The 24,207-nt window shown below is 49.6% G+C and carries 22 protein-coding genes and 1 pseudogene; 15 read left to right on the forward strand and 8 right to left on the reverse strand.

Going from position 1 to position 24,207, the window contains the following annotated elements:
• Window positions 1-232 precede the first annotated feature (232 nt).
• Window positions 233-3,580: an Ig-like domain-containing protein gene (locus PJDR2_RS14490; RefSeq protein WP_015844456.1), complete on the reverse strand. Its 3,348-nt coding sequence runs from the start codon at window positions 3,578-3,580 to the stop codon at window positions 233-235.
• Window positions 3,581-4,390: 810 nt separating this feature from the next.
• Window positions 4,391-5,416: a LysM peptidoglycan-binding domain-containing protein gene (locus PJDR2_RS14500; RefSeq protein WP_015844457.1), complete on the reverse strand. Its 1,026-nt coding sequence runs from the start codon at window positions 5,414-5,416 to the stop codon at window positions 4,391-4,393.
• Between the two features lie 344 nt (window positions 5,417-5,760).
• Here PJDR2_RS14500 and PJDR2_RS14505 point away from each other — a divergent pair, with 344 nt between their 5' ends.
• On the forward strand, window positions 5,761-6,870 hold the full coding sequence (locus PJDR2_RS14505) for an N-acetylmuramoyl-L-alanine amidase (protein ID WP_015844458.1): 1,110 nt from the start codon (window positions 5,761-5,763) through the stop codon (window positions 6,868-6,870).
• A 227-nt stretch (window positions 6,871-7,097) separates the two neighbouring features.
• Here PJDR2_RS14505 and PJDR2_RS14510 read toward each other — a convergent pair whose 3' ends face one another.
• On the reverse strand, window positions 7,098-7,808 hold the full coding sequence (locus PJDR2_RS14510) for a class I SAM-dependent methyltransferase (RefSeq protein WP_015844459.1): 711 nt from the start codon (window positions 7,806-7,808) through the stop codon (window positions 7,098-7,100).
• 225 nt (window positions 7,809-8,033) lie between these two features.
• Between PJDR2_RS14510 and PJDR2_RS14515 the strand changes: the two genes are divergently transcribed.
• The 4 genes from PJDR2_RS14515 to PJDR2_RS14530 all read left to right on the forward strand — a co-directional run bounded on the left by PJDR2_RS14515 (window position 8,034) and on the right by PJDR2_RS14530 (window position 10,693).
• Window positions 8,034-8,420 (forward strand): hypothetical protein, encoded by a 387-nt coding sequence (locus PJDR2_RS14515; protein WP_015844460.1) that lies wholly within the window; start codon window positions 8,034-8,036, stop codon window positions 8,418-8,420.
• A 21-nt stretch (window positions 8,421-8,441) separates the two neighbouring features.
• Window positions 8,442-8,948: a hypothetical protein gene (locus tag PJDR2_RS14520; protein ID WP_015844461.1), complete on the forward strand. Its 507-nt coding sequence runs from the start codon at window positions 8,442-8,444 to the stop codon at window positions 8,946-8,948.
• A 179-nt stretch (window positions 8,949-9,127) separates the two neighbouring features.
• Complete coding sequence (locus tag PJDR2_RS14525; RefSeq protein WP_015844462.1) at window positions 9,128-10,195, forward strand: DUF4037 domain-containing protein; 1,068 nt, start codon at window positions 9,128-9,130, stop codon at window positions 10,193-10,195.
• A 102-nt stretch (window positions 10,196-10,297) separates the two neighbouring features.
• On the forward strand, window positions 10,298-10,693 hold the full coding sequence (locus tag PJDR2_RS14530; RefSeq protein WP_049790048.1) for a VOC family protein: 396 nt from the start codon (window positions 10,298-10,300) through the stop codon (window positions 10,691-10,693).
• Window positions 10,694-10,814: 121 nt separating this feature from the next.
• Here PJDR2_RS14530 and PJDR2_RS14535 read toward each other — a convergent pair whose 3' ends face one another.
• Window positions 10,815-11,468 carry a hypothetical protein gene (locus PJDR2_RS14535; protein ID WP_041613454.1) on the reverse strand — a complete coding sequence of 218 codons (654 nt, stop codon included), beginning with the start codon at window positions 11,466-11,468 and terminating at the stop codon, window positions 10,815-10,817.
• A gap of 190 nt (window positions 11,469-11,658) precedes the next feature.
• On the opposite strand from PJDR2_RS14535, the gene PJDR2_RS14540 reads away from it, so the two are divergent.
• From PJDR2_RS14540 to PJDR2_RS14575, 8 genes are all read left to right on the forward strand, one after another.
• Window positions 11,659-11,970 carry a hypothetical protein gene (locus PJDR2_RS14540; RefSeq protein WP_015844465.1) on the forward strand — a complete coding sequence of 104 codons (312 nt, stop codon included), beginning with the start codon at window positions 11,659-11,661 and terminating at the stop codon, window positions 11,968-11,970.
• Window positions 11,971-12,203: 233 nt separating this feature from the next.
• Window positions 12,204-12,932, forward strand: coding sequence for an amino acid ABC transporter ATP-binding protein (locus tag PJDR2_RS14545; protein ID WP_015844466.1), 729 nt, complete (start codon window positions 12,204-12,206; stop codon window positions 12,930-12,932).
• A 68-nt stretch (window positions 12,933-13,000) separates the two neighbouring features.
• A complete protein-coding gene (locus tag PJDR2_RS14550; RefSeq protein ID WP_015844467.1) occupies window positions 13,001-13,849 on the forward strand; it encodes a glutamate ABC transporter substrate-binding protein in 849 nt (282 codons plus the stop codon).
• Between the two features lie 76 nt (window positions 13,850-13,925).
• On the forward strand, window positions 13,926-14,579 hold the full coding sequence (locus PJDR2_RS14555) for an amino acid ABC transporter permease (RefSeq protein ID WP_015844468.1): 654 nt from the start codon (window positions 13,926-13,928) through the stop codon (window positions 14,577-14,579).
• A 69-nt stretch (window positions 14,580-14,648) separates the two neighbouring features.
• Window positions 14,649-15,299: an amino acid ABC transporter permease gene (locus PJDR2_RS14560; protein ID WP_015844469.1), complete on the forward strand. Its 651-nt coding sequence runs from the start codon at window positions 14,649-14,651 to the stop codon at window positions 15,297-15,299.
• A 77-nt stretch (window positions 15,300-15,376) separates the two neighbouring features.
• Complete coding sequence (locus PJDR2_RS14565) at window positions 15,377-16,630, forward strand: sensor histidine kinase (protein ID WP_265525134.1); 1,254 nt, start codon at window positions 15,377-15,379, stop codon at window positions 16,628-16,630.
• 5 nt (window positions 16,631-16,635) lie between these two features.
• Window positions 16,636-17,535, forward strand: a complete 900-nt coding sequence (locus PJDR2_RS14570; RefSeq protein WP_015844471.1) for a response regulator — start codon at window positions 16,636-16,638, stop codon at window positions 17,533-17,535.
• Window positions 17,536-17,819: 284 nt separating this feature from the next.
• Window positions 17,820-19,910, forward strand: coding sequence for a hypothetical protein (locus PJDR2_RS14575; RefSeq protein WP_015844472.1), 2,091 nt, complete (start codon window positions 17,820-17,822; stop codon window positions 19,908-19,910).
• A gap of 103 nt (window positions 19,911-20,013) precedes the next feature.
• Here the strand turns inward: PJDR2_RS14575 and PJDR2_RS14580 are convergent.
• From PJDR2_RS14580 to PJDR2_RS33510, 4 genes and pseudogenes are all read right to left on the reverse strand, one after another.
• A pseudogene (locus PJDR2_RS14580) lies at window positions 20,014-20,837 on the reverse strand (carbohydrate ABC transporter permease).
• A gap of 14 nt (window positions 20,838-20,851) precedes the next feature.
• A complete protein-coding gene (locus PJDR2_RS14585) occupies window positions 20,852-21,814 on the reverse strand; it encodes a carbohydrate ABC transporter permease (protein WP_015844474.1) in 963 nt (320 codons plus the stop codon).
• Between the two features lie 36 nt (window positions 21,815-21,850).
• Window positions 21,851-22,423, reverse strand: coding sequence for an extracellular solute-binding protein (locus PJDR2_RS33505; protein WP_265525135.1), 573 nt, complete (start codon window positions 22,421-22,423; stop codon window positions 21,851-21,853).
• Window positions 22,384-23,109: an ABC transporter substrate-binding protein gene (locus tag PJDR2_RS33510; RefSeq protein ID WP_265525136.1), complete on the reverse strand. Its 726-nt coding sequence runs from the start codon at window positions 23,107-23,109 to the stop codon at window positions 22,384-22,386. The genes PJDR2_RS33505 and PJDR2_RS33510 overlap by 40 nt, the downstream gene beginning before the upstream one ends.
• Window positions 23,110-23,681: 572 nt before the next feature.
• Here PJDR2_RS33510 and PJDR2_RS33205 point away from each other — a divergent pair.
• Window positions 23,682-23,828, forward strand: a complete 147-nt coding sequence (locus tag PJDR2_RS33205) for a hypothetical protein (RefSeq protein ID WP_015844475.1) — start codon at window positions 23,682-23,684, stop codon at window positions 23,826-23,828.
• Window positions 23,825-24,091, forward strand: coding sequence for a hypothetical protein (locus PJDR2_RS14595; protein WP_015844476.1), 267 nt, complete (start codon window positions 23,825-23,827; stop codon window positions 24,089-24,091). Before PJDR2_RS33205 ends, PJDR2_RS14595 begins: the two co-directional genes overlap by 4 nt.
• Window positions 24,092-24,207 lie beyond the last annotated feature (116 nt).

Raw genomic sequence — 24,207 nt, forward strand, 5'->3', positions numbered from 1 at the left:
AGGGACAAAAATTTCTTGCTTACAGCTTTGAAACAAAGAAGAAAGAAATGGAGATGCCTCTTCAAGGAATGAGCTTAGGGAAAATGGCAGAAGCGTGAGGGACTGTTGCCACTTTGTTTGAACGGAAAACATTAGATAAATACAACAAACCGGCAGCAGATCAGAGATCCGCTGCCGGTTTGTATTGAAGGAAGGGCAGGATAATTGTTTGATGTGTGGGCACATCAGGGGATTACTGTACGCCGAAGATAAATACAGCGTCTGGGTCCGTCGACAAGCTGTTGTAATCCCGGATCGAGTCGGCGCCTTTGCTGGTGTACGCGATCGTTCCGATCTTGCCTGATGCGAGCGACGGCACTTTCAATACGATTGTTAGCCCGTCCAGACGACCTTCCGTAGGCTTGATTTGCTTGCCATCTACTACGATGTTGAAGAAATTTGTTTCATCCTTGTAGCCCTTGATTGGCTCGCTGAACGTAATCTTGATCGCCGTTCCTTGCGCGTCTACTTTCGTAATATAAGGAATGGCATTTGCCGCACTGGAAGCGGTAAAGATATAGACGCCGCTGTTGTCAGAGTCCTTCAGCGAGGCCCCTTGATCGTCCACAATCCGTCCGTGGTTCGAATCGTACTCCAACCGGTAGCTCTGATTCGGCTTCAGAGGATCCAGCCGGTCCGCGTTCAGGTACACCGTGATCGCCATGCGGTCCGGGGACAGGACGTAGCTTGCGTTGCCGCTAGATTGAATGTCGACCTTGTTTCCGCCGGACACGGCGTACAGCGAGAAGCCTCCCGCGTCATCAAACCGTACCGGCTCGCTGAATCGCATCTCGAACGTGTAGCGGTCCGTCGATACGATCTTCGTGACAGTAGGCGCTTGATTGGACGTCGAAGTTCCCGCGAAGACAACTTGATAAGGATTGGAGCCTTCCTGCGTGCGGATGGCGTTCCATCCAGCCGCGTCCTTGATGCTGTCCTTGAAGCGCAGGCGATACGTTTTGCCGGACTTCGCGTCGTCGTCTAGATAGAGAGTAATTTCGGTCACGATGCTGTTTGCGTCGTTCAGGCTGTCTCCGACGACGCCTATCGTTGAACCGTCGTCGCGCAGAAGATAGAAGCCGGACGCGCTGACGTTGCGGACAGGCTCGCTGAAAGTGACCTTGATTGCCCTGCTGTTCAAAGCCGACACTTGCGTAACGTAAGGATCATCGTTTATTTTCTCCGTACCTGGGAATACCTTCTGATCTGCCCCGTCCTTTGTAAGCAGCCCAGGCAAATCAGAGATGCGGCCGGTATAGACATGCCCAGCGACGAAGAGGGAAGGATTGCCCGATTGCTTCGTCCTTAACTGGATCACAACCACGTTATTCGTGCCGGACTTGCGGACAACGTATTCGCTCCATCCGCTCGCGTCGACATTTCGGTTGTTGTCCTTCAGAATCGTCAAACCGAGGGAGGCGACTTCGGAGTCGGACAACGCACGGCTGAATGTCGCTTGAGCCGTGTTTTGATTGACAATTTCGAGCTTCTGTAACTCTATCGATCCGTTCGTTTCGCGATCGCTGCCGACGAATTGAATGCGCGTATCCGTGGCGATCGCGTTGCCACTCAAGTCATTCACTTGACTGATGGTGACGGAATAGACTCCGCCCGGCGTCTGGGCGTTGGTCGTGAGCGTGACCATCTTCTTCGCATCGTCGTACACCGCGCTCTTGACCGCGCCAAGATTGCCGTCGAGCTTGTAATTGCCCACGCGGGTCGCCGTACTCGCATCCAGACGCTCGCTAAACATTAAGACCACTTGGCGCGCTGCCGCTTGAATGCCGACAACGGTCGGTAGACCGTGGTCGACGAGGCCGCCAAAATACAGATTCGTCGCCTTATCCATTACATTGCCTGCCAGGTCGGAGATCCCTTGAATCGTCAAGGTATACAGCACGGCATCCGTCTGCTTCGTCGTCGTGAGAATAACCGTGTCTCCGTCACTGTCGAGAATGATGTTGGTTACCCTAAGATTGTTGTTGATCGCGTAATTCGATACTTCCTTCGCCTGATCCGCGTTGACCTGTTCGCTGAACTGCACTTCGACGGTCGAATTGCTAAGCACAGATACGGATTGGACATAGGGTTTATCGTGATCGTTAATGCCTTTGAAAACAATATCGCGCCGCGTGTTCATGACGTTACCGGCCAAATCAGCGATGTTGTTAATCGTCAGTTTGTATTCCTTGCCGTTCTCTTGTTCGTTGGTGTACAGCGTTACCGTTTTGCCGTCGCTGGCGAGAGTCGCGCGGGTGACGTACAGATCGTTATTGATGATGTAGTTTTTCACGTTGCGAACGTCGCTAGCGTCGACCTTCTCGCTGAAGACAATCTGGATTGTCGAATTGTTCTGCCCAGCGACGGACACGACGGTCGGCTTGGAGCCGTCGAGGTCGTAGATGCCATAGAAGTACAAGTCGTTTCGGGAAGTCATCGTGTTGTCCGATAGATCCTTCACGCCGGTAACGGACAGCCGGTAACGATAACCGTCCTCTTGCATACTTGTGGTGATCGTGACCGTGCGGCGGTCGTCGGATAACGCAAAGCTATAGAGATCGAGGTCGCCGGTAACGATGTCGTAATGGTCCGGATCCTCTGCCGTGGAGCGGCTAACCTGCTCGGAGAACGTCAGTCGAATCGTCCGATATCCCAGGCTCTCAATCTTAGTGATGGTTGGACGAGTGGTGTCTCCCGTGCCGACCGTGCCGCCGTTGTTGTCCCAAATGGCGGAATAACGCCAGCCCGTTCCGTTCACCGTAAGCGTGTAAATGATGCCCCCTTGCTGCGGCCCCGTCGAGACCGTAACGGTCTTGCCATCCGAGGACAGAGTCGCTGTCCTTATCGCGATAACCGTGCCCTGATCATCCTTTAATGAGAAGCTGGACAGATCAACCTTGGTGACAGCTTCCTTCAGGGTGACTTGAATAATACTGTTCGCCAGTGGTCTAACAGCGTTCACCTGAAGCCTTTGCTGGATTTGCTGCTGATAAACGACATAAGCGGCATCGACGAGCTGCCCGCGGGTAGCGGCTGCTTTGTAATTGCTCTGGAAGGAGATAAAGCCGTGATCGAGAGCGGCACTGACCGAGCTCCTTGCCCAAGCGGATACGCTGCCCGTTACCGGAGAACTGCCGCTCCCGTAGCCAAAGGCTCGAACCAGCACGACAGCCAGTTGCTCCACCGTTACGTTAGCGACGGGAGAGAACCTGCGCGCAGCGGTTCCCGTCATGAGCCCCACCTGGTTTACTGCCTCCACCTCGTGATAGGACCATCTCGACTTCAACACGTCGTCAAAACTCGCCTTCGCCGGGTTGTTGTCCGGTAGCCCCCAGAGACGATACAGCACGGCGGCGAATTGTTCACGCGTCATCGATTGGTTAAGCCCCGCGCTTCCGTCCCCAAGTCCCTTGAAGATTCCTTTTTCCTTCAGTACCTCGAACTTCTCCTTCGTGGAAAGCGACTCCGCATTTGCAGCGAAAGCCGGAATTGCCAGCGCCAACAGCAGCCATGCGATCAGCAATTTCCGTACTAGAGTCATGCCTTTACCTCCTTTTCCGCGAGCCATGAAGACCCGCTGCGTTGAATAGCTGTAAATTCATACGCAAGGAAGTTACGGAATGTTGCGCCGACAAAATCAAGTTATGCGTTTGTCGGAACCCGCAATTTTCAGCATAAACACTAGAACAAACGACAAAAAAAGCCTTTTGAAAAAGGGGTTCAAATCAATTTTCTATTTATTAACAGAGACATTATGTAGCAACTTGTCGAGATTTAAAGATGGAAAAGTTTTTTATTTATTTTTAAGTGAAGGCGGCAGCCTATTCTTTTTTTCCGGCGAACTCAGATTTCAGCTTAATTACGTACCTACCGCCTGATGGATGGAACAGTGAGGATGGGTGCGCTCACCCGATAGTTTACCTAGGCATATTAGAACGCATGAAGCATTTTAGGCTGGTGATGGAATGTGAAGATGTCTAAAATTGGGGAATTGGCCGTTATTGCTATTGTAGTAGTATCCGTTGTTATGCATCCAATATACCAAACGAACCTACTATGGGGATGATGGGGTAGTCATCGCAGCTGAAAGTAAACCTATGCTAAATGAGTTGCCGTTAGAGGTTAAAATCATGGGATATTAGATGATTTACTCGGCTGGGGTGCGGATGAGGAGTTTCAATTCACGGGTTCTGATAAAGAACAGTTAAAGGATGCCGTAGTCAAATTAGAGAGCTGAAAAGGCTCCTTCGTCAATTTGATCGAAAAGTAACATGGCTTTCACACCAAATTAAAGTTGTTGCTCATCAGAGGCTCCGCTATGGCGGAGCCCTTTCTGTCAGGTTGCGATGACCTAAGCCTTTGGAATTTTCAGCACCGTGCCGGCTTTTACATCATCAATATTAACAATGTGATTGTAATCCGCGATGAACCTCACATATTTGTCGGAGCCGTAATAGATTTTGGAGATGCTGTAGAGAGTCTCGCCAATCTTTACGGTATGATCGGATGTCTCGTAATCATCCGGCTTGTAGTTTTTCAGGGAAGGAATGATGAGGTTGGTGCCTGCTTTCAAGCCTACATTTTTATCAAGCTTGTTTTCTTTCGCGATATAATCCACATATTCCACCGATTTGTAGAACATTCTGGAAACTCCAGACAGCGTGTCGCCTGCTTGGATTAGATAGGTAGCGGGCAAGTGTATTTTCGAATAGTCTTTAGCTCCTTGCTGGCCGCCATTTATCGAGCCGGTTGTTGACGATAAGGCCGGGATCTTAAGAGTATCTCCGGCTTTCATATCATTAATAAACAAGATATGGTTATGCTCTGCAAGCAACGTATAATACTCCTTAGATTGATAAAACTTCTCTGATATCAATCTTAGCGTATCGCCTTTTTGGACCACATAGGTGGTTGGAAGTTTCAATGATTTAGCAGGGGCTTTCGTTGATTTATTGCCATAATCCTTATTTTCTTGCATAGGTTTTTCTGTCCGTGCAGGCTTAGGCGTCTCCGTTGGCTTATCGCTTTCTCTAACTGGTGTGTTGGATGCAAGAGGAGCAGGCTCTTGTTCCTCTTCACTGTCAACGGTTCCGGCGGGGATGGGATCATCTTCCGATAGCCCGTTTCCGCCATTCCCATTATTAAGGGAATCCGAATCAGTTGGCTTGCCAATTCTGTTCTGCCCATTGGCCTGCTCGGCATTCCCGGCAGCTAGCGGAAGTTTAGAATCAACTTTATTCGTATATTTGCCGTACAATACTCCGCAAAAACCAACAAGAATTACGACTATCGCCAGATAGATGATGAGATTTGTTTGTTTTAAAGATACTAATCTGCCTTTGGAATGTTTGCTGCTGCGTGTGGTTCTCTTATTCAAAACGTAATCTTCTCCTTTGTTCCTCCATTTAAACCTATTCTATCGGACTTATTGAACTCTGTGGAATGGGCCTTAATAGCCAATTCATTCTCAACGCGAACTGCTAGAATTAAATATTTATATCCTAATGACTATGTTCATTCTGATTACTGTTTTACGCATAGCGTGATGCAAATAGCCAGCTGTATGCATACCAATTTGAACAGTAGTCCTCTTTAGAAAATCTAGTTCTTTGGTGGCGCATAAGAATGCAGGTTAATATAGGTCTGCACGAATCTAGTTATTTCAGATATAATAGTAGACCTACATATCCTAAGAATATTAAAGGAGACTTATAGACTTATATGAAAAAAATTGTATACCTGACAATTTTGATCTGTGGGTTGATTAGTATTTCCGGTTATATGCCAAACCGGGCGGAAGCAAGCGGTAGTTATACGGCCAAGGTATACACCGACTCATTGAATGTCCGCAGCGAGCCATCGCGTGATTCGTCGATCGTAGGCGGTTTGAAGAATGGCGAGATTGTCACGGTTTCAGCTGAAGAGTACGGCTGGCTGCGCATCAAGTCGGAACGCGTCTCCGGTTGGGTGGCAGGACATTATTTGAAGAAAGTCGATGGCAATGTCGTTACGGCATCGGCGACAGATCAAGATGGCAGCGTGCGGAACAGCTCTGCAGCCGCCCGTGCGACTGTGCTGGTCGATAGGCTTCGGCTCAGGGCAGGCGCCGGATTAAACCATGAAATTTTGGGATATCTAACAAAAGGTGAGGCTGTTACGATAATAGACAACCGGGAAGGATGGGTTCGGGTCCAGACCCGGGATAAGCAACTCGGCTGGGTATCGGATCGTTATATCGCGAAAGGCGAAACACAAACGGTGTCGGTTGCATCGGGAAAATCGAAGAGCCTCAAGGGGAAAGTAATCGTAATCGACCCCGGTCACGGCGGAGACGATCCTGGAATGATAGGAACTACATATGAAACGATTGAAAAAAATCTTAATTTAAGCACTTCCTTCTACTTAGAGGATGAGCTTCGCAGTCGCGGAGCGCGCGTCCTCATGACAAGAACGAAGAATGAGGAAAAGCCCGGGCTGTCCGATAGGGTCAAGATAAGCGAATCCGCCGGTGCGGACGCATTCGTCAGCATCCATTATAATTCTTCGGAGAAAAACACGTCCGGCATACTTACCTTCTATTATTCGAATACAAAAGATCGGCCATTGGCCCGCGCGATAGAAAACAGGCTTGCGGACGGCATCGGCTTGAAGAGCAACGGGATTTCATACGGCAATCTTCACGTTTTGCGGGAAAATGATACGGTATCCGCACTCATAGAGCTCGGCTTCTTGTCCAACCCAAAAGATGAATCCATCGTCCGACGCTCCAGCTATCAGAGAATAGCAGCCAAAGCAATTGCGAATGGGTTGGAGGATTACTTCGGCAGGTAACAGAGTGGTTCGTTATAGAATTATTCTACAAAACGGATTCGAAGGCAAAAATTAAACGATGAACATGTAAGGCTAAATAGTTCCAATATGTGGACATCACTAAACTATATTTAAAGGATCCCGTATAAAGAGTTATTCCGTAATGGTATAGAAACTAAAATTCTAATATCGGAAATTTCAAAGGCAGACGATCAGTGTGATCGTCTGCCTTGTCATATTATTTTCATTCAGGCTTTCCAAGCCGTAATTACAACACTGCCCATCATATTGGAGAAGTTACTCAACAGGCGCTCATTTTTCATCATCATGGCAACTACATCTGGTTTCGTGAATAGTTCGTGATCGATTATCCGTAAAGGGTCGTTGTCGGTGGCTAGCTGCTTCATTTGCGAAAAATGAGACGCTGAGTACTTACTAAACCTTGATTTACTCATCAGCTTTAGCCATTCCGGGACGGTTCGCAGATGATGAAGTCCGTAAAACGATTGGAGTTTTTTCTTTTGAACCGTAGTTAATTTTATAGCAAATGCCAGCTCTCGATCGTATAAAACTCCTTTCGGTTTAAGTACTCGCCAATATTCTTGTATAGCGGAGCTTCCTTGGGTAAAGGCAGTAACCGACTCCGTAAAAACGGCATCAAACGTCTCATCCGGGAAAGGCATTGAAGCGGCATCTGCCTGTAAAATGCGGACGGGGAGATCGCTTATCTTCGCACGGTAAATCGCTTTTTGAATCATATTCTCGTTCCGGTCTATTGCGGTTACGTTGCAGCCTAAACTGGCTAAATAACATGCAGTCCGGCCCGTTCCGCATCCCGCCTCCAGCACTTTTGCGCCTCGTGGAAAGCTGATTTGTCCGATTAATTCTTTGGTTGCTTGGAAACCTCCCGGATGCGCACTTCCTTCGCCGAGCCGGGCTAATAATGAATGATAATCCAACGCCTTCTCACCTCTCCCGATATTCTATGCATTTCCTTCGCGATGACTGCACCCATTCTTCGCTGCTTTTTGAATACCCGCGTTGGCATCTTTCATTTTGTTTTTGCCTGAGAGAATGGAGCATATCTCGTTTTTTTTTCTAAATAGAAGACAATCGTACAGACCGTATAGCAGATTTTTTCATAGTCTAGAATATACGAGCAGCAGGTTAGGGGGAATGAAGTTATGCAGGAAGTTTATCCGATTAGCCATAATACGGTCTATCCGTACATCGGACGGAGAGTTAGTGCGGTTACGCATGACGGAAGGCATTTTATTGGAACGATAAAGGGAGTAGAAGACGGAAAGTTAATAGTGGAGGATTGTACTTTTGACAGAAAGCCTTTAACGTTGTCGTCCGTTCGGAACGGAAAGCCTTCAAAAAAACAAACGCGCTCCAAGCATAAAGCCAGACTGTCCAATTATTATGACGGTTACGGTGGAGGCTATGACAGTTATGGCGGGGGTTATGGCGGTTACGGCGGTGGAGGCTGCGGCTTTGGCGGCGGTTGTTTCTTTTTTCCGTTTGCCATTCTTGCTTCTCTTTTTATACTTCCTTTCTTCTTTATTTGATTGCGGAAAAGAGGGTTCACGATGGTATCCAGGAAAGCTCCTAAACAAAGAAAACCCGAGGGAAGAGTTCGTGCGGTCAACAAAGCTAACCGTTGTATCGGGCAGCCCGTTTGCGTGTTGTTAAATGACGGTAACTGTTATGTCGGCACGGTTCAAGCCGTTCATGACCATCAGCTAATCCTTTCCGAAACCAGAAGTTGCGGGAAAGTGAATCTTTCCGATCGTTCCAAGACACCCGAAGTCCAAGTATCGGGACTGTTGGATTCCTTGATAGGGGGGATCGGCGCGCTCAATTCTTTTGGTTCAATGGCGTCAGGCTTATTTAAGCCGATGTTATCCGGTCCTTCGGGTTTTTCTGGAGCGGGAGTACAAACAAAACAAGAAAATTCGGAAGGCCCTTCAGGGCAAGCAGGTGGAGGGCAGCAGAGCGGTTTTTTCGGATCTTTTAAACAAATGCTGCCGACTGTCCAAGTCGGACTTAATATGGTGAAGACGATTATGCCTTTAATGGGGATGTTCAAAATCTGACGCTTTATTCTGTTTTGCTCAGCCTGCCGGGAATTCCCGGCGGGCTGTCTTTTATTCTTGTCGCTGTCGTTTTCTTAACTGAGGAATAGCGCAACAATTTCCATGTTATGTCGTCTATATGAATATTTGAGTTTATAACCTCTATCTACGCCTAACCTTGAGGAAAGGGGCTTCAAATTGTGAATGGCCATACCACAGGAGTTCAGTTAAGCCAATTATTTTATGAAGATTATATCTTGCCTCGCCTTTCGTCTGCTATGCCTGCTTTATTGTATTCTTCAGCGCTATTAGGCCCGGGCAGCGAGGTTCTGGGGTTTGATACACCGATGTCGCGCGACCATGACTGGGGCCCCCGTGTGTTGATATTTATCCGGGAAGCCGACGTATATCAGCGGGAAGCCATTCTTGCAGCCCTACATAAGGAAGCCCCTGCAACGTTTAACGGTTATACGCTCAATGTCGATCAGACAATTGTTACTACGGTCTCTTCTTATTTCGGTAGCCGATTAGGGCTTCCATTCTCCAGCGTGTTCGCGGGAATGGAATTGCTAGATTGGCTTACTGTCCCTTCGCAGACTTTGGCAGAGCTTACAAGTGGAACCGTCTTCCGGGATGATCCCGGCGAGCTGACGATCGCTCGTAAGCTTTTGAATTATTATCCTCAGGATGTTTGGCTCTTTCTGATGGCTTCGGTTTGGAGCCGTATCGGACAGGAGGAGCATCTTATGCCCAGAGCAGGCTTTGTGGGAGATGAACTGGGGTCTTCCATTATAGCGTCTCGACTAATTAGGGATATAATGGGATTATGTTTCCTAATCGAACGGCGCTATGCTCCTTATCCTAAGTGGTTCGGAACCGCCTTCCGGGAACTTTATTGTTCAAAGGAGTTATTACCTCTTCTTACAGCAGTACAACACGCAAAAGAGTGGCGAGAGCGTGAGCTAGCGCTGGCAAAAACTTATCAAATTGTTGCACAGATGCATAACAATCTCCAATTGACCGAACCGTTAGATGCAAATGTGAATCTCTTTTTCAATCGACCGTTTTCGGTAATCGGCGGTAATCGTTTTGCAGATGCATTAGTGTCAAAGATAGAGGATTCATCTCTAAAAAAACTGGCTGCCTATAAGTTTGGTGGCGTCGACCAGATCAGTGACAACACTGATTTTCGCGCCATCCAAGAACGATTCAAGCTGCATTCCGGTGAAGTTAGCCCACTTCGCGCACTTCTTGACCGCTTGCTGTAGATTTCTTATTACCTGCATATGAAGCGTTAACATTGACAATGGAACGGGCTATTCGTATGATCAAACATGTACTGTAAAAAAATGCAAATATGGTCGGAGGCGATGGCAATAGTTGACTGGACGAACAAAATTACCGAAATTACATTGTTTGTAGAAGATTTGCATCGGTCGAAGGCATTCTATCAAGAGACGTTCAAACTTGCAATCATATATGAAGATGAAAGCTGTGCGGTATTCGATTATGGCAATACAAGCATCAATCTGTTAAATCAATCGAATGCCCGCGAGTTGATTGAGCCCGCGCAAGTTGGTCGCTATGGAGATGGCGCGCGGTTTCAGTTCACGATCCAAGTACCAGACGTTGACAGGGTATGCGATGAGCTGGAAGCGTTAGGGGTTAAGTTATTGAATGGACCGATAACGCGCCCTTGGGGGCGGCGAACGGCTTGTTTTGCCGATCCGGACGGGCATGTGTGGGAGATTGCGCAGCTGCTGTAATGAATTGGTATTCGCGGAAAGAACCAACGTTAAACTATCGAGGAAATAGTAAACATGGCGGCAGCTGATCTGAGAATCAGCTGCCATTTTTAATTGAAGTAAGGGTAATATCACGCGATGATTAGTTCTCAGCGCCTACAGAGATAGGAATCTTAATGAAATCTACTCCTATTGACCTTGCACCATTTTTTGGATTCGTATCGGAACCCACAGCAACCATAATGTTGAAATTCTCCGATGGTAAGATTGTTTTTCGATCAGATACTAAATCAATTACTATCGTTCCAGTTCCTCCTCCTGAAGGTTCACCTAAATAATTTACGCCAACTACAACCTGATTTCTCCATTCATCACCCAGGCTCATATCTCCAATGGAAGCGTATGGGGATAGAGTTGTTTTTTGATTCTCGGGGTAACTACTAAGAATATTGGCAATATACCATTTCTTCGGAATGTAAACAGTTAGACCTCCGAAATCCTTTTGATCAATCTCAAATGACGCAACAATCCGCATACGCTCAGCGATTCCTTTGTCGCCCCATACAAAAATAGATCCTTTTGCCGATGTATTTTGATGTGCAGTATGGGATTTAACGTTAAATTCTTTAGTAACGACAACACCCTCATTAACTAACGTGTAATCAGAAAGCTTCTCGTGAGAATAATATCGCTGCACGATCAAGACAGTCGCCACAACGAATAACGCAGCGAAAGCAATTAAGATGTACTTGCCGGACGGCTTCAGATTAATCCCCTCCACCCAATGCAATTTCAAATTTATACCATTTTCATTATATCAGGAATAATGCTTCAGGTGGATTGCGAAACAATTTGATAATTATCGGAGCGGGAGCTTTCATCGTACAGGTTCGGATTATCATCCTCGTTCGCCAAGCTAAGAAGGAAGAATACGTGGATGCGGCCAATTGACTTATATTCGCTGCACTAACAAAGGAGTGTCTCGTATGCAGTATTCGCTCAAAAGCCGCCTGATCACCGCATTTGTCCTGCTGTTCGTGCTCTCCTTCGGCGTCATGACGCTGCTGCTATTCAAAGAATCGCGTACGATCATCCGCTCCTATGTCGAATCGTCAGCATTAGAAAAAATGGACGAGTACGGCTCATTCATCAACATGGCGCAGTCGCAGATGTACGATTTCTCGTCGCTCGTCTTCAACAGCGATTTGACCCATCGCTGGGAGCTGGCGATGACGGATCCAAGCTTGTCGCCCGGGGAGAAAAGTCTAGCAAACATTACAATTTTTCCGACCTATTGATTGCAATCAAGAAAGAAATAGGATTAACGTATCAAGAGGCTCCCGGCGACGGGGGCTTTTTTGACGTTGTTATTAGGGTGGAATCGCATTCGTTTGTAAAAAAAATTCATGAATTTGATGTAGGATTCGTTAGGATTTCGTAGGTTTTCAATATAGTTGTCTACACAGTATGTTATCTAACCTAACACAGCCTGTCCATCAGATAGGGCAGGGCAACGGATAGGGGGATTGCGTTGATTGAATTTCAACAAGTGGAGAAGCATTATGGCGATTTTCATGTGCTAAAAGGCATCGATCTTCGAGTCGCGCAAGGTGAGGTGGTCGTTGTGGTCGGGCCTTCCGGCTCGGGAAAAAGTACCCTTCTGCGCTGCGTCAACCGGTTGGAAGCGATCACGAGCGGTCGTCTGACCGTCAATGATGTTGACGTCGCCGATAAGAAAACCGACATCAACAAGCTGCGGCGGGAAATCGGTATGGTGTTCCAGCACTTCAATCTTTATCCGCATATGAAAGTGATCGACAATATTACGCTCGCTCCGATGAAGTCGCTCGGCGTGCCAAAGCCGCATGCGGTGGAAACGGCCAAGATGTATTTGGAGAAAGTCGGCATCGAGGACAAAGCGGGCGCGTTTCCTTCGCAGCTGTCCGGGGGACAGCAACAGCGCGTGGCAATCGCCAGGGCACTCGCCATGAAGCCAAAGATTATGCTTTTCGATGAGCCTACCTCCGCGCTTGATCCGGAGATGGTAGGCGAGGTTCTGGACGTCATGAAGACCTTGGCGCAAGAAGGGATGACGATGGTCGTCGTTACGCACGAGATGGGTTTCGCGCGGGAAGTGGCGGACCGCGTTGTCTTTATGGACAAAGGGCAAATCGTTGAAATCTCTCCGCCGGAGGAATTCTTCGAGCAGCCTCGGGAAGAACGGGCGCGTTTGTTCCTCAATCGCGTTCTGCGCCACTAACGTCTTGCGTTAGGGCGAGCCTTATTGCCAAAACCATGCAATCCTATTATGGAGAGGGGTTTCTATCTATGAAGAAAAAAAGTTGGATGACGCTTGGCATCGCGCTAACGTTTCTTGCTACTGCATTGTTGGCCGGATGCAGCAGCAAAGAAGGAGGGGACGGCAACGGCGCGAACGGGGAGTCAGCGTCCGGATCGGCTTCGGCGCTGGAGAGCATCAAGAACCGAGGGAAACTCGTTGTCGGCGTTAAGTATGACACGAAGCTGTTCGGCTTGAAGGATCCGGCGAGCGGCAGCGTCGAGGGCTTTGACGTCGACATCGCCAAGGCGCTCGCCAAGGAGATTCTCGGCGACGAAACCAAGATCGAGCTGAAAGAAGTTACTTCCAAAACGCGCATTCCGATGTTGAACAATAACGATATCGATATGATCGTCGCCACGATGACGATTACGGAGGAGCGCAAGAAAGAAGTCGATTTCTCCGATGTGTACTTTAAGGCTGGTCAATCCCTTCTGGTGAAGAAAGGAAGTCCGATCAAGAGCATTGACGACATCAAGAAAGGCACGAAAGTATTGGCCGTGAAAGGCTCGACCTCGGTCGACAACATCAAAGCGAAGGCGCCGGACGCGACCATCCTGGAGTTCGATAATTACCAGGACGCGTTCAGCGCGCTCAAAGCCGGTCAAGGCGACACGCTGACCACCGATAACGCGATTTTGTACGGCATGGCCGTTCAGGACCCGAACTACGAGGTTGTCGGGGAACCGTTCACCGACGAGCCGTACGGCATTGCGATCAAGAAAGGCGCAACCGATCTTCTGAATAGCGTAAATGCTGGATTGAAGAAGCTTCACGACAACGGCGAATACGATAAGATTTACGAGAAATGGATCGGCAAAGCGCCGTCCGGGGAATAAGGGTCTGCGAACAAGAGGATGGGTGGCCAATCGCTGCCCATCCTCTGCATAACGGGAAATAGCGGGAGGGAGTAGCATGCCGGACATATCGATTTTTACAGACAACTTCGAAATCTATATGAAAGGGTTTGTCAACACGATCTGGTCGAGCGTCGTTGCTTTACTCGGCAGCTTCGCTCTTGGGACGATCATCGCCGTATTCCGCATATCGTCCGTCAAGCCGCTCAGATGGATCGGGACGGCTTACGTCGAGTTTGTTCGGAATATACCGCTTTTGCTAGTCGTTTTTGTGTTTTATTACGGCTTGCCTTCGCTTGGCGTGACGTTAAGCGGCTTCATCTGCGGCACGGTCGGACTAACGGTATATACCGCTTCCTTTGTTGCCGAAGCAATCCGGGCGGGCATCATGAGCATTCCGACCGGACAGACGGAGGCGGCCAGAGCTTCGGGATTGACGTATACGCAGACGATGCGGCATGTCGTGCTTCCGCAAGCCGTTAAAATCGTCATTCCGCCGCTCAGCAACCAATTCATAAACCTCGTGAAAAACTCGTCGATTCTTGGCGTCTTCGCCGGATTCGACTTGATGTATTACGGCGATCAGGTGGCGAGCAAGACGTACGCGACCTTTGATACTTATATCTTTGTTGCGGCGCTGTATCTCGTTCTGACCATTCCTTTAAGCTTTGCGGCGCTGAAGCTCGAACGAAGGTTGGCCAAGAACGGATAGAGTTCCGCATTATGCAACAGAACAAGTTGAACCGCAAGATTCGCAAATAACTTTTAGGAGGATCGGCGGATGGACATTGCTGGCGCTTTCTCATACCATAATCTCATCTTCATCATGAAAGGCTTCGGCATCACGCTCTGGGTTGCTTTCATCGCGATCGTGCTGAGCTTCGTGCTGGGCAGCATCACCGGAACGCTTCGCTATATGAGAATTCCGGTCGTATCCCGCATCCTCGGCGTAATCGTCGAGTTTATCCGCAATCTGCCGCTGTTGTTAATTTTGTTTTTCACCTATTTCGCGATGCCGGACGTCGGTCTCAAGCTGGGGGTCATGAGCTCAGCCATCGTTGGGCTGGCTGTATTCGAAGCCGCCATGATCTCGGAAATCGTGCGCAGCGGACTAAGCTCCATCCCGATAGGCCAGGTCGAAGCCGCCCGTTCGTCGGGACTCACTTACACGCAAACGGTGTGGCATATCGTGCTCCCGCAGGGATTGCGGCGCATGGTGCCGCCAATCGTAAGCCAGTTTATCTCCCTGCTCAAGGACACATCGCTAGCCATCGTCATCTCCCTTCCCGAGCTGATGCATAATTCCAAGATCGTCATCGCCCAAAATTTCGATTACACCCTTCCGATTCTCGCACTAGTGGCCGTCCTGTATTTTACGGTCAATTACGCGCTGTCGCTTGCGGCTAAGCGCCTGGAAAATAAGTGGGGTTAAGCATCCTCGGACTTTAAATTCCGATGGGGGTCATTCCTATAGCCATAACAAATTGGTCCAAATCGGAAAGCATGCAAATGACCGTCGTTGCCATCGTCGTAGCGGTTGCCGGGGAATTCAAAATCAATCCGTTCAGCGGCGAGGTCTTTCGCATCGGTCTTGGCAGCAGCGCCTTTCTCTTCTTGCTTCTGCTCATGAGCCATCTTCCATATTGGCGGACGGGGATTGCCGCAGGCGCGACGGTACTTCTGTTTCGGGTAACTTTTGACGGAGCAGCCTCTCCCGGCACGTTCTATCTGCTGGGCAGCTTAAAGACGCACTTCTCCGCCATGCTCTATTACATTGTCTTTGCGGCCGGAATGGCTCTCATTCAACGCAGATTGCATCAAATGAATCCGCTTATTCTCGGCGCGTGCGTGTCGCTGATCGACTTTGTCTCCAATGAGGCGGAGCTGCTGATGCGAAGCGTCGCTTTCGGGCTGCCGTATTTTCAAACCAATCAATGGATGTTGATACCGGTCATCGCCGTAGTGCGCAGCTATTTTACGACGGGCATCTACAGCAGCATCGCCGTGCACCAAATGCGGAGCGTTCACGCCGAACAGCAAAAACGAATCGAACAAATGATCAATGTCGGCAGCGGGCTTTATGGCGAGGTATTCTATTTGCGCAAATCGATGGATGTAATTGAACGGATTACCGCAAAGAGCCATGATCTGTACGGACTACTGAATCAAGAAGGGCTGAACGGCTACAGCCGGTCCGTTCTCGAGATTACCCAGCAGATCCACGAAGTGAAGAAGGATTCGCAGCGAATCCTTGCGGGACTGATGAAGCTGGCAGACTTGGAGAGCGCTCCGGAAATGACCTTGGCGGAAATCGTCGAGCTTGTGATTAAGTCGAACGGCGAATACAGCAGGATGCTTAAAAAAGAGGTTCGAATCGAGAAGGACGTCGGGAATGATTACCTGACCGCACATTACATACCTTTAATCACCGTACTTAACAATTTGGCGGCCAACTCGGTCGAAGCAATCGAGCGGCATGGAACGATACGTATCCGCGTAAGCGAACGCGAAGGTGAAACCTTGTTTATCGTCAGCGATACGGGAACGGGCATTGCCGAGCAGGATCAAGATATGGTGTTCGAGCCCGGGTTTACGACCAAGTTCAACCAGGAAGGCGTCGCTGCGACCGGCATAGGCCTCTCGCATGTCCGAGATATCGTTGGCTCGTTCACGGGCAGATTCCTCCTGATGGAACATGGGCGGGAAGCTGAAACCACGTTCATCGCGGCTTTTCCGACCGTTAAGTTGAAGAAGGGAGTGTAGGCGCAATGCTATCTTTCTGTATTGTCGATGACGATGCGGTAAGCAGACGCATGCTGCAGACGATTATCGAGAAAGGCGGCGTTGGCGAGGTGCGCGGCATGGCGTCGGGCGGCGTAGAAGGGAAGCGGCTTGTACTGGACGAGAACCCCGATGTCGTGCTCATTGATTTATTGATGCCGGACCAGGACGGAATCGAAACGATCGCGCGGCTGAAACAGGAAGGGTACGACGGCAAGTATGTCATGATTTCGCAGATCGAGAACAAAGAGATGATCAGCAAAGCGTATCAAGCGGGCATAGAATTTTATATCCAGAAGCCGATTAACCGGGTGGAAGTGAAGGCCGTGCTTGGTAAAGTAAGCGAGCAATGGCGAATGGCCCGTTATTTGAAGGAAATCAAACAGTCGATCGCGAAGCTGGATGAACTGAATTCGGAGCACGCGGGCACGCGGAGGAAGCATGATGCCAAAGAAACCATGCGGATGATCTTGATGGACATGGGGATCGTTGGGGAGAGCGGAAGCCATGACATCATCGAGATGACGTCATGGCTGATTGGGCGGCATCAGGGCGGCGGTTTTCCGCCACTGAAATTGCTGTACGAGGTCGGAGCCCGGGCGAGCAAGCCAGAGGGCAGCGATATCGAGAAGGAAGGGAAGGCGGTCGAGCAGCGCGTTCGCCGGACCGTCATTGCCGCATTATCCAACTTGGCGAGCATTGGGCTCACGGATTACGGCCACCCGAAGTTCGAGCATTACGCGCCGCTTTATTTCGACTTCGAAGACGTGCGTCTCAAGATGAGAGAGATCGACGAGAAATGCCCGCAGGAGAAGCGCAAAGTCAACATCAAGAAATTTCTTCAAGTGCTGTACCTGGAAACGCTGGATAAAATGAAAAATCAGTAAAATGAAAGTCGCACAAATTGCGGCTTTTTTTATTTTTGTTATGTTAACTAATTGTCGAATCTTGTCACCCGCTTGTGCATCCGAATAGTCCCGCTGCCGTGACGATTTAGGCCCTGCAAAATAGTCCTTCTATATAGGGGCATCTCCCTATGTACGGGCCCTGATTGGACAGGCATAATAGTCTTGCGCAAGCAAAAGGAAAAGTTTACCTGTTTTTCAGAGCTTCGTTTGCGGCGCTTTACATACAGGACTATGTTCAGATCGACAAGGAGGAAAGTCAAAAAATGATGAATTCGAACACTAGGATCAAACATGGACGACAGCTCGCGAAAGCGGCGATGGCCGTCCTGCTGCTTCTCGGCCTCGTCTATATTCATGTTCAGCCTGCACGCGCCGCTTCGGTACCGCGACTTGTGGTAACGACTCCGGTGGCTGATTCCTTCGTGCAAGACCGCTTCTTTGTTCGCGTTACGGTCAACTCTCAAGTGCCCATTGTCGAAACCAAGGCCACGGCGGCCAGCATGCCGGCGGTCAGCTTGACGAAGCAGGCCGGCGTCTGCGGATCGTCCTGCGAATACACCGGCTGGGTCGACGTCTCTTCGCTTCCTTGGGGAAATTTCGCTTTGACGCTTTCCGCGGTTGACGTCGATGGCATCTCCAGCGCTCCGCTCGCCATCGCGCTCAAACACAACCAAAATCCTGTAATTCAACCGGATGCGCCGATTCCGTTCGAAGTCGCTGACCCGAACCTGGCGGTCAACGTTTCTTGCACCGACGATAATCCCGGCTCGGGTTGCAGCAGTCTGAAGTTTAGCATCAACGGAAAGCTGCTGCTATCCGGTACAAACGCGCTTACCGAGACGATTTCCGCGGAACAGTGGCTCGGTCAGCCGGCTACCGTGCAGCTTAACGCCACAGACTCCAGCGGGTTGACCAGCACGCAGTCCTATCCGATCTACGTCGAGGATGTCTCGAACCTGACGACCGTCTCGAAGGAAGCGGGCCTTGTGCTGGATACGGACACTTCTCGCACGCTGCTATGGAATGCCTACGATCACCGTCTGCGCATTCGCCACCGGGATACGAACGAAGTGGAGACGCTGCCGCTGCTCGTAGCGGAACAGACGCAGTTAAACGTCCGGCTAATCCCCGGAGGCGCTATGGGCAGCGCGTTTGATGCAACCGGCTTAGACTTGCCCGACGGCTACTATCGGAAAGGCCTCGACCCGCTGGGTAACTATTCGCGTTTCGTATGGCGGAACGGCCAGCTGCAATCCCTTGCAGGGGACGATATTCGCGTGAATGGAGATTGGGCTGCCTACCATGCGCCGGGAGGAGGACTTCGCGAGTTGATGCTTGCGAACACCGCATCCGGCGATACGGTCTCCGTCGGCTTCACCGACCGTTTCGATTATGCGCTGGACGATCAAGGCACGCTTGTGTTTGCGCGAGAGGGCAAGCTATTCCGGTACGCGGAGGGCGCGGCTGCGCAAATTACGCCAAACGATGGATTCACCTACCGCTCACCGGTTATGGACGGCGGCGTGCTGCTCTATGCACGGGATGACCAATCGACGAACAGCTCCCAGCTTGTTATCGATCGGAATGGCGTTACGGATGCGCTTGTTGGCGCATCTACCGTGACGGGGGATTATCTGACGGCAGGCGGCTGGATTGCCTATACGGTATATACGGAGGCCGGGCAGAAGCAGCTATGGCTGCGTTCGCCTGCCGGAGTGGAAGAGCGGTTGACTCCGACCAGCACTGCCGACAGTCATTTCGTTGCGCTATCGGCTGCGGGCGAAGCCGCTTACACCTACGACGGCGGCATCTGGCTGAGCCGTCTGCAAGAGGATGGCAGGCTGCCGTCCGAGCGGATCGTCACGGATAAAGCGAAGGTACATTGGAAGGACGGGTGGCAGGTTTATCTCGGTACCGCTTGGTACGAGGTAACGGGCACTGATCCAGGAACGGATCCAGGTACAGATCCAGGCACTGATCCAGGAACGGATCCAGGAACCGATCCAGGAACCGATCCTGGCACTGATCCAGGAACGGATCCAGGAACCGACCCGGGTACGGATCCAGGTACTGACCCCGGAACGGATCCTGAACCAACGACTGACCTCGACGGCAATGGTCAGGTCAATTGGCAGGATGTGATCGAATTTCTGCGCGCCTACGGGACGAAACGAGGGCAGCTCCATTACGATCCCAGGGCCGATTTTGACGCGGACGGCGTTATTGGGAAGAAGGATCTGATCGCATTCTTGAGAGCCGGACATTTTGGAGCCGACTTGAACGCATACCTGCATAAGGCGATAACCGAAATCGCTGGCGGAAACCACCGGACTTCGAGTTTACACCGACAGTAGGATGTTCACCCGGAGGAACGAAAAGAGCTATCCTCGAAGCAACTGCTTCTTGGATAGCTCTTTGTCTTCTTCAGGAGTTATTCTAATTAGCCATACGGCGTGTTCAGCTTTTGATCGCGCCTGCCGCATATCGGAAATAAACTGCTTGCTGACAAACAGGAACAGGACGATTAGCGGGATTACCGCCAGCAGCGTGCCCGCGACGACCATTGCATAATCGGTCACATAAATTCCGTTCAGGGAGGAGAGAGCCACCTGCAGCGTAAATTTACTTTCATCGTTCAGAATAATCAGCGGCCAGAGATAATCGTTCCAGGAACCGATGAAGGTAAACGCCCCCAGGAAAGACAATGCCGGACGAAGGATGGGGATGGCGACGTTCCAGTAGAGCCGAAAGTAACCGCAGCCGTCGATACGTCCGGCATCGAGCAGCTCGGATGGAACGGCTTCCTGCGCGTATTGGCGGATCCAGAAAATGCCGAATGCATTGGCCATGCCGGGAATAATCAGCGCCTTGAAGGAGCCTACCCACCCGAACTTCGCCATGATGACGAAGGAAGGAACGAGCGAGAGCTGCGACGGTGCCATCATCGTTGCGAGCAGCAGGACAAACAGCCATTTTTTGCCCGGGAAATTGAATTTAGCAAAAGTAAAGCCAGCCAGGGAATCAAAGAACAACACCAGTAAGGTGCTGCAGGCGGCCACGAACAGCGAGTTGAGAAACGCGCCGAAGAAATCGACGTTATCGAATACCCGCGTTATGTTGCTTATAAAATGCGTCCCGAACCAAAACTTTGGCGGGAAGCTGTATATTTCCGCGGTCGTACGCGTGGCCATGACAGCCAGCCAGTAAAAAGGAAAGATGGAAATGACAAGTCCAATAATAAGCCCGAAATAGAGCAGGATGGCAGACTTCCTTTTAACCATGCGTATCACCCCGTTTATTCATCTTTGGCACCGCCGCCCTGAACGACCCGCCAGTTGAAGATCGAGAAGAGGGCAATCAATATGAACATGCCCCAGCCGACGGCGGAACCGTAGCCGAAGTAATTGTTCACGAATGCCTCCCTGTACAGGTAGAGAACGATGGTAAGCCCCCCTCCGCTAACGCCTCCGTCGTTACCGACGAGCACCTGCGATTCGGTGAAGATCTGCATGCCTCCGATGGTGGAAGTAATGACGGTAAACAGGATGATAGGCCGCAAGTTCGGGATCGTAATGCGGAAGAAGGACTGGATGCCCGTGGCTCCGTCAATTTTGGCTGCCTCATAGAGGACGGTAGGAATGCTCTGGAGTCCCGCCAAATAAATGATGGCATTGTATCCGACCCAGCGCCAGATAACCATGATGGACACGGCCAGCTGGATGCCCCAGGTTTTGTTCAGCCATTCCACGGGGGAAAGTCCGAATAGGGACAGTACATAGTTCAGAAGCCCGTAATTATTGGAGAATACCGTGCTGAACACAATGGCAACCGCAACAAGTGAAGTGACGTTCGGCAAGAAGAAGCCGATTCGGAAGAAGGTGCGGAACCTCGTGAACGACGCATTAAGCAAAAACGCGATGATAAGCGCGAAGAACAGCATCGGAATGGTCGAATAAATCCAGATCAGGATCGTATTGCCTACCGCTTTCCAGAATTCGGGATCGGTAACCATAAATTGATAATTGTTGAGACCGTTATAGGTCATCACGCCAATGCCGTCCCATCTCTGGAAAGAAAGATACATCGAGAACAGAATCGGAAATAAGCCAAAGACGGCAAACAAGATGTAAAAAGGAGAAATGGCCAGATATTCTCTCCGGTGCTTCCATATTTCAGACGCTAATCCTCGCTTCCGCTCCGAGAGCCGCATGGAGCTTCCGGGATCGAATTGAGTTCGGTTCCGTAAGGGTTGAGCCATCAGATTCTACCTCCATTGCCGGGATGGTATGATTCTTTAACGCAGCAGCTCCTTTTTTACTCTGGAAAGCGCATCATTCCAAGCCTTATCCGGGCTTTTTCCTTCAAGGGCATACGATGACAGCTCACGGTTCACGATTCCGTTTAGGTTGGAGTATTTCGTTCCGAAATAGGACGGTTTAACGTTGCGGGCGGACTCCGTAAAAATTTCACCTGTAGCTTGACCGCCGAAAAACTCCTCTTTCATCTTCATGGCATCCGAATCGAGCGCTTTAGAGGCGGAAGGGAACAGGTTGAGTTCCTTGAAGCTGGTCACCTGATTCTCTGAATTCAGCAGCCACTTCATCACCTCGAAGGACTCCTTCGGGTATTTGCTCGTTTTCATAATGGCAAGGAAAGAGCCGCCGTTGTTGCCGTCTCCGCCCGGAGCCCTCGCGACGCGCCACTTGCCCGCCGTATCCGGAGCCGCGTCCATCAGGATTTGTTTACTCCACACTGCTCCCACGTAGGATGCGATCTTGCCGTTGTTCATCGCCGCGTTCCACTCGGTGGAGAACGTGCCTGCATTGGCTAGCAAGTCCATTTGCGAGGCTTTAACCGCAAGTCCCATGCTTTCTTCATGGAAGAGGAGGGATCCTCGCCAATGAAGTTTTCGTTTTTATCAAAATAAATTTTATCCGACTGCGCATTGACCTGGTTATACACCTGTCCGATATTGTCAAGCAGCTTCACCTTGCCGCCTAGCGCCTTCTGAAGCTTCTCGCCTGCGGCGAAGTAGTCTTCCCAAGTTCCCATCATCCGGTGAACCTCTTCCGGGTCGGTTGGGAGCCCCGCTTGTTTGAACAAGTCGGCGCGGTAAAATAACGCGGTTGGGCCAGTGTCAATCGGCATGGCGATCATTTCGCCCTTCGGCGTGACCCCAAGCTGCCATTTCCAGTCGAGGTAGTCCCCCTCGATGTCTTTTGCTCCAAGCTCGTACAAATTGTAGAAGCGGTCGGCGCTTGGGAACAGCTCGGTGACCCAGTCGTTAAAGGCAACGATATCCGGGCCGCCTTTTCCGGCAGCGAGAGTCGTTTTCAGCTTGGATTTGAAGTCGCCCCCGATTTTCTGGGCGTTGATGCGAATACCCGGAAACTGCTTCTGGACCTCGCTTATCAAGTTATCGTCCAGACTCCGGTTCCAGTACCAAAGGGTTAGCGTTTTCGTATTGCTGTTAGATGTAGTCCCGCTTGAACATCCGCTAATCATGAAAACCAGAAGCAATAAACACGTTAACAATGCTCGGTATTTTGCCATCGTTTTCGGCCTCCCATTGCGGCATTTTGGTACTGCGGCAGCATCACCACCACTCTTTGAATGCTTGAGACGCGTTCGTCTTACGAAACATTATAGACGCATCCAAATCGATTTTGAACACGCTTTCATGAATTGAGGCGATGGTAGGACATCGCCTGGGAGCCCTTGCATGATGTATGGGTTTATGGTCTTAAGGGATTGTCTCGACTGTTATCGCATCCTGACGATAGGCTTAATTGCACTTTGTAATGGGCGACGTTCACAAATAAAAATTCGAAAATAGTCCAGCTGTTATTTAGTCTTGATTAAAAAATTCCGTTTGCTTCTTAAATTTCTTGATGTATTGCGAACGTAAGTTCTGATATAATGTAAAAAAATGGAGTCGAAAGGAAGCAGCTATTTTAGAACAGCCGGGGTAATGCGCCCTATAGTTTGGGATTGACGAATAGTTAAGAGGGGTGCGAATATGAGTGAATTTACATATGGCAATATCATTCGAATGACCGATAAGCCTAAACTCTATGAGTTTTTGCCTACAGGAACACCAACTATGAAGTTGAACGAGGATTCAGGTGCTGCATGAATTAATGGACGGAGAGCTCGAAGAAATGATGGATGAATATGACGAAGAAGAAGCCTTACTTTTTGAAGGATATATGAAGCAAAACCCTGATGCAGAAGCTAGATTGAATACGTCTAAGGAAGGTGAAATTCTATGAGATCCATAACACTTTCGATAGTTTTTAGCATTATTCTGTTAGTGGCATTTGCTTTTTTATTCGGACCATTCGGTAGCTTTGTTTTACTAATTGTTGCTGCAGGAGTTATTGGTCATTTGTTCTCAATAATTAAGAAATTGGATTCCAGGGTTTATGAATTAGAAAAACTACAAGGAATCATCAAGAATGATGACTATAATTTAAGTAATGAAGAAATCGAAAAAGAGTTAGAACAGTATATTGAACTAGACGAAAATAAATAATACTTTATGGATTCCATAACCTTACCGATGATTGAGCTAGCAAAAGCTCAATTAAAATTGTGCTAGCGAGGTACCATAGCATAATGACGTAAAAGGCCATCCCAGAAGGATGGCCT

The sequence above is a fragment of the Paenibacillus sp. JDR-2 genome (assembly GCF_000023585.1).
Taxonomy (GTDB): Bacteria; Bacillota; Bacilli; order Paenibacillales; family Paenibacillaceae; genus Pristimantibacillus.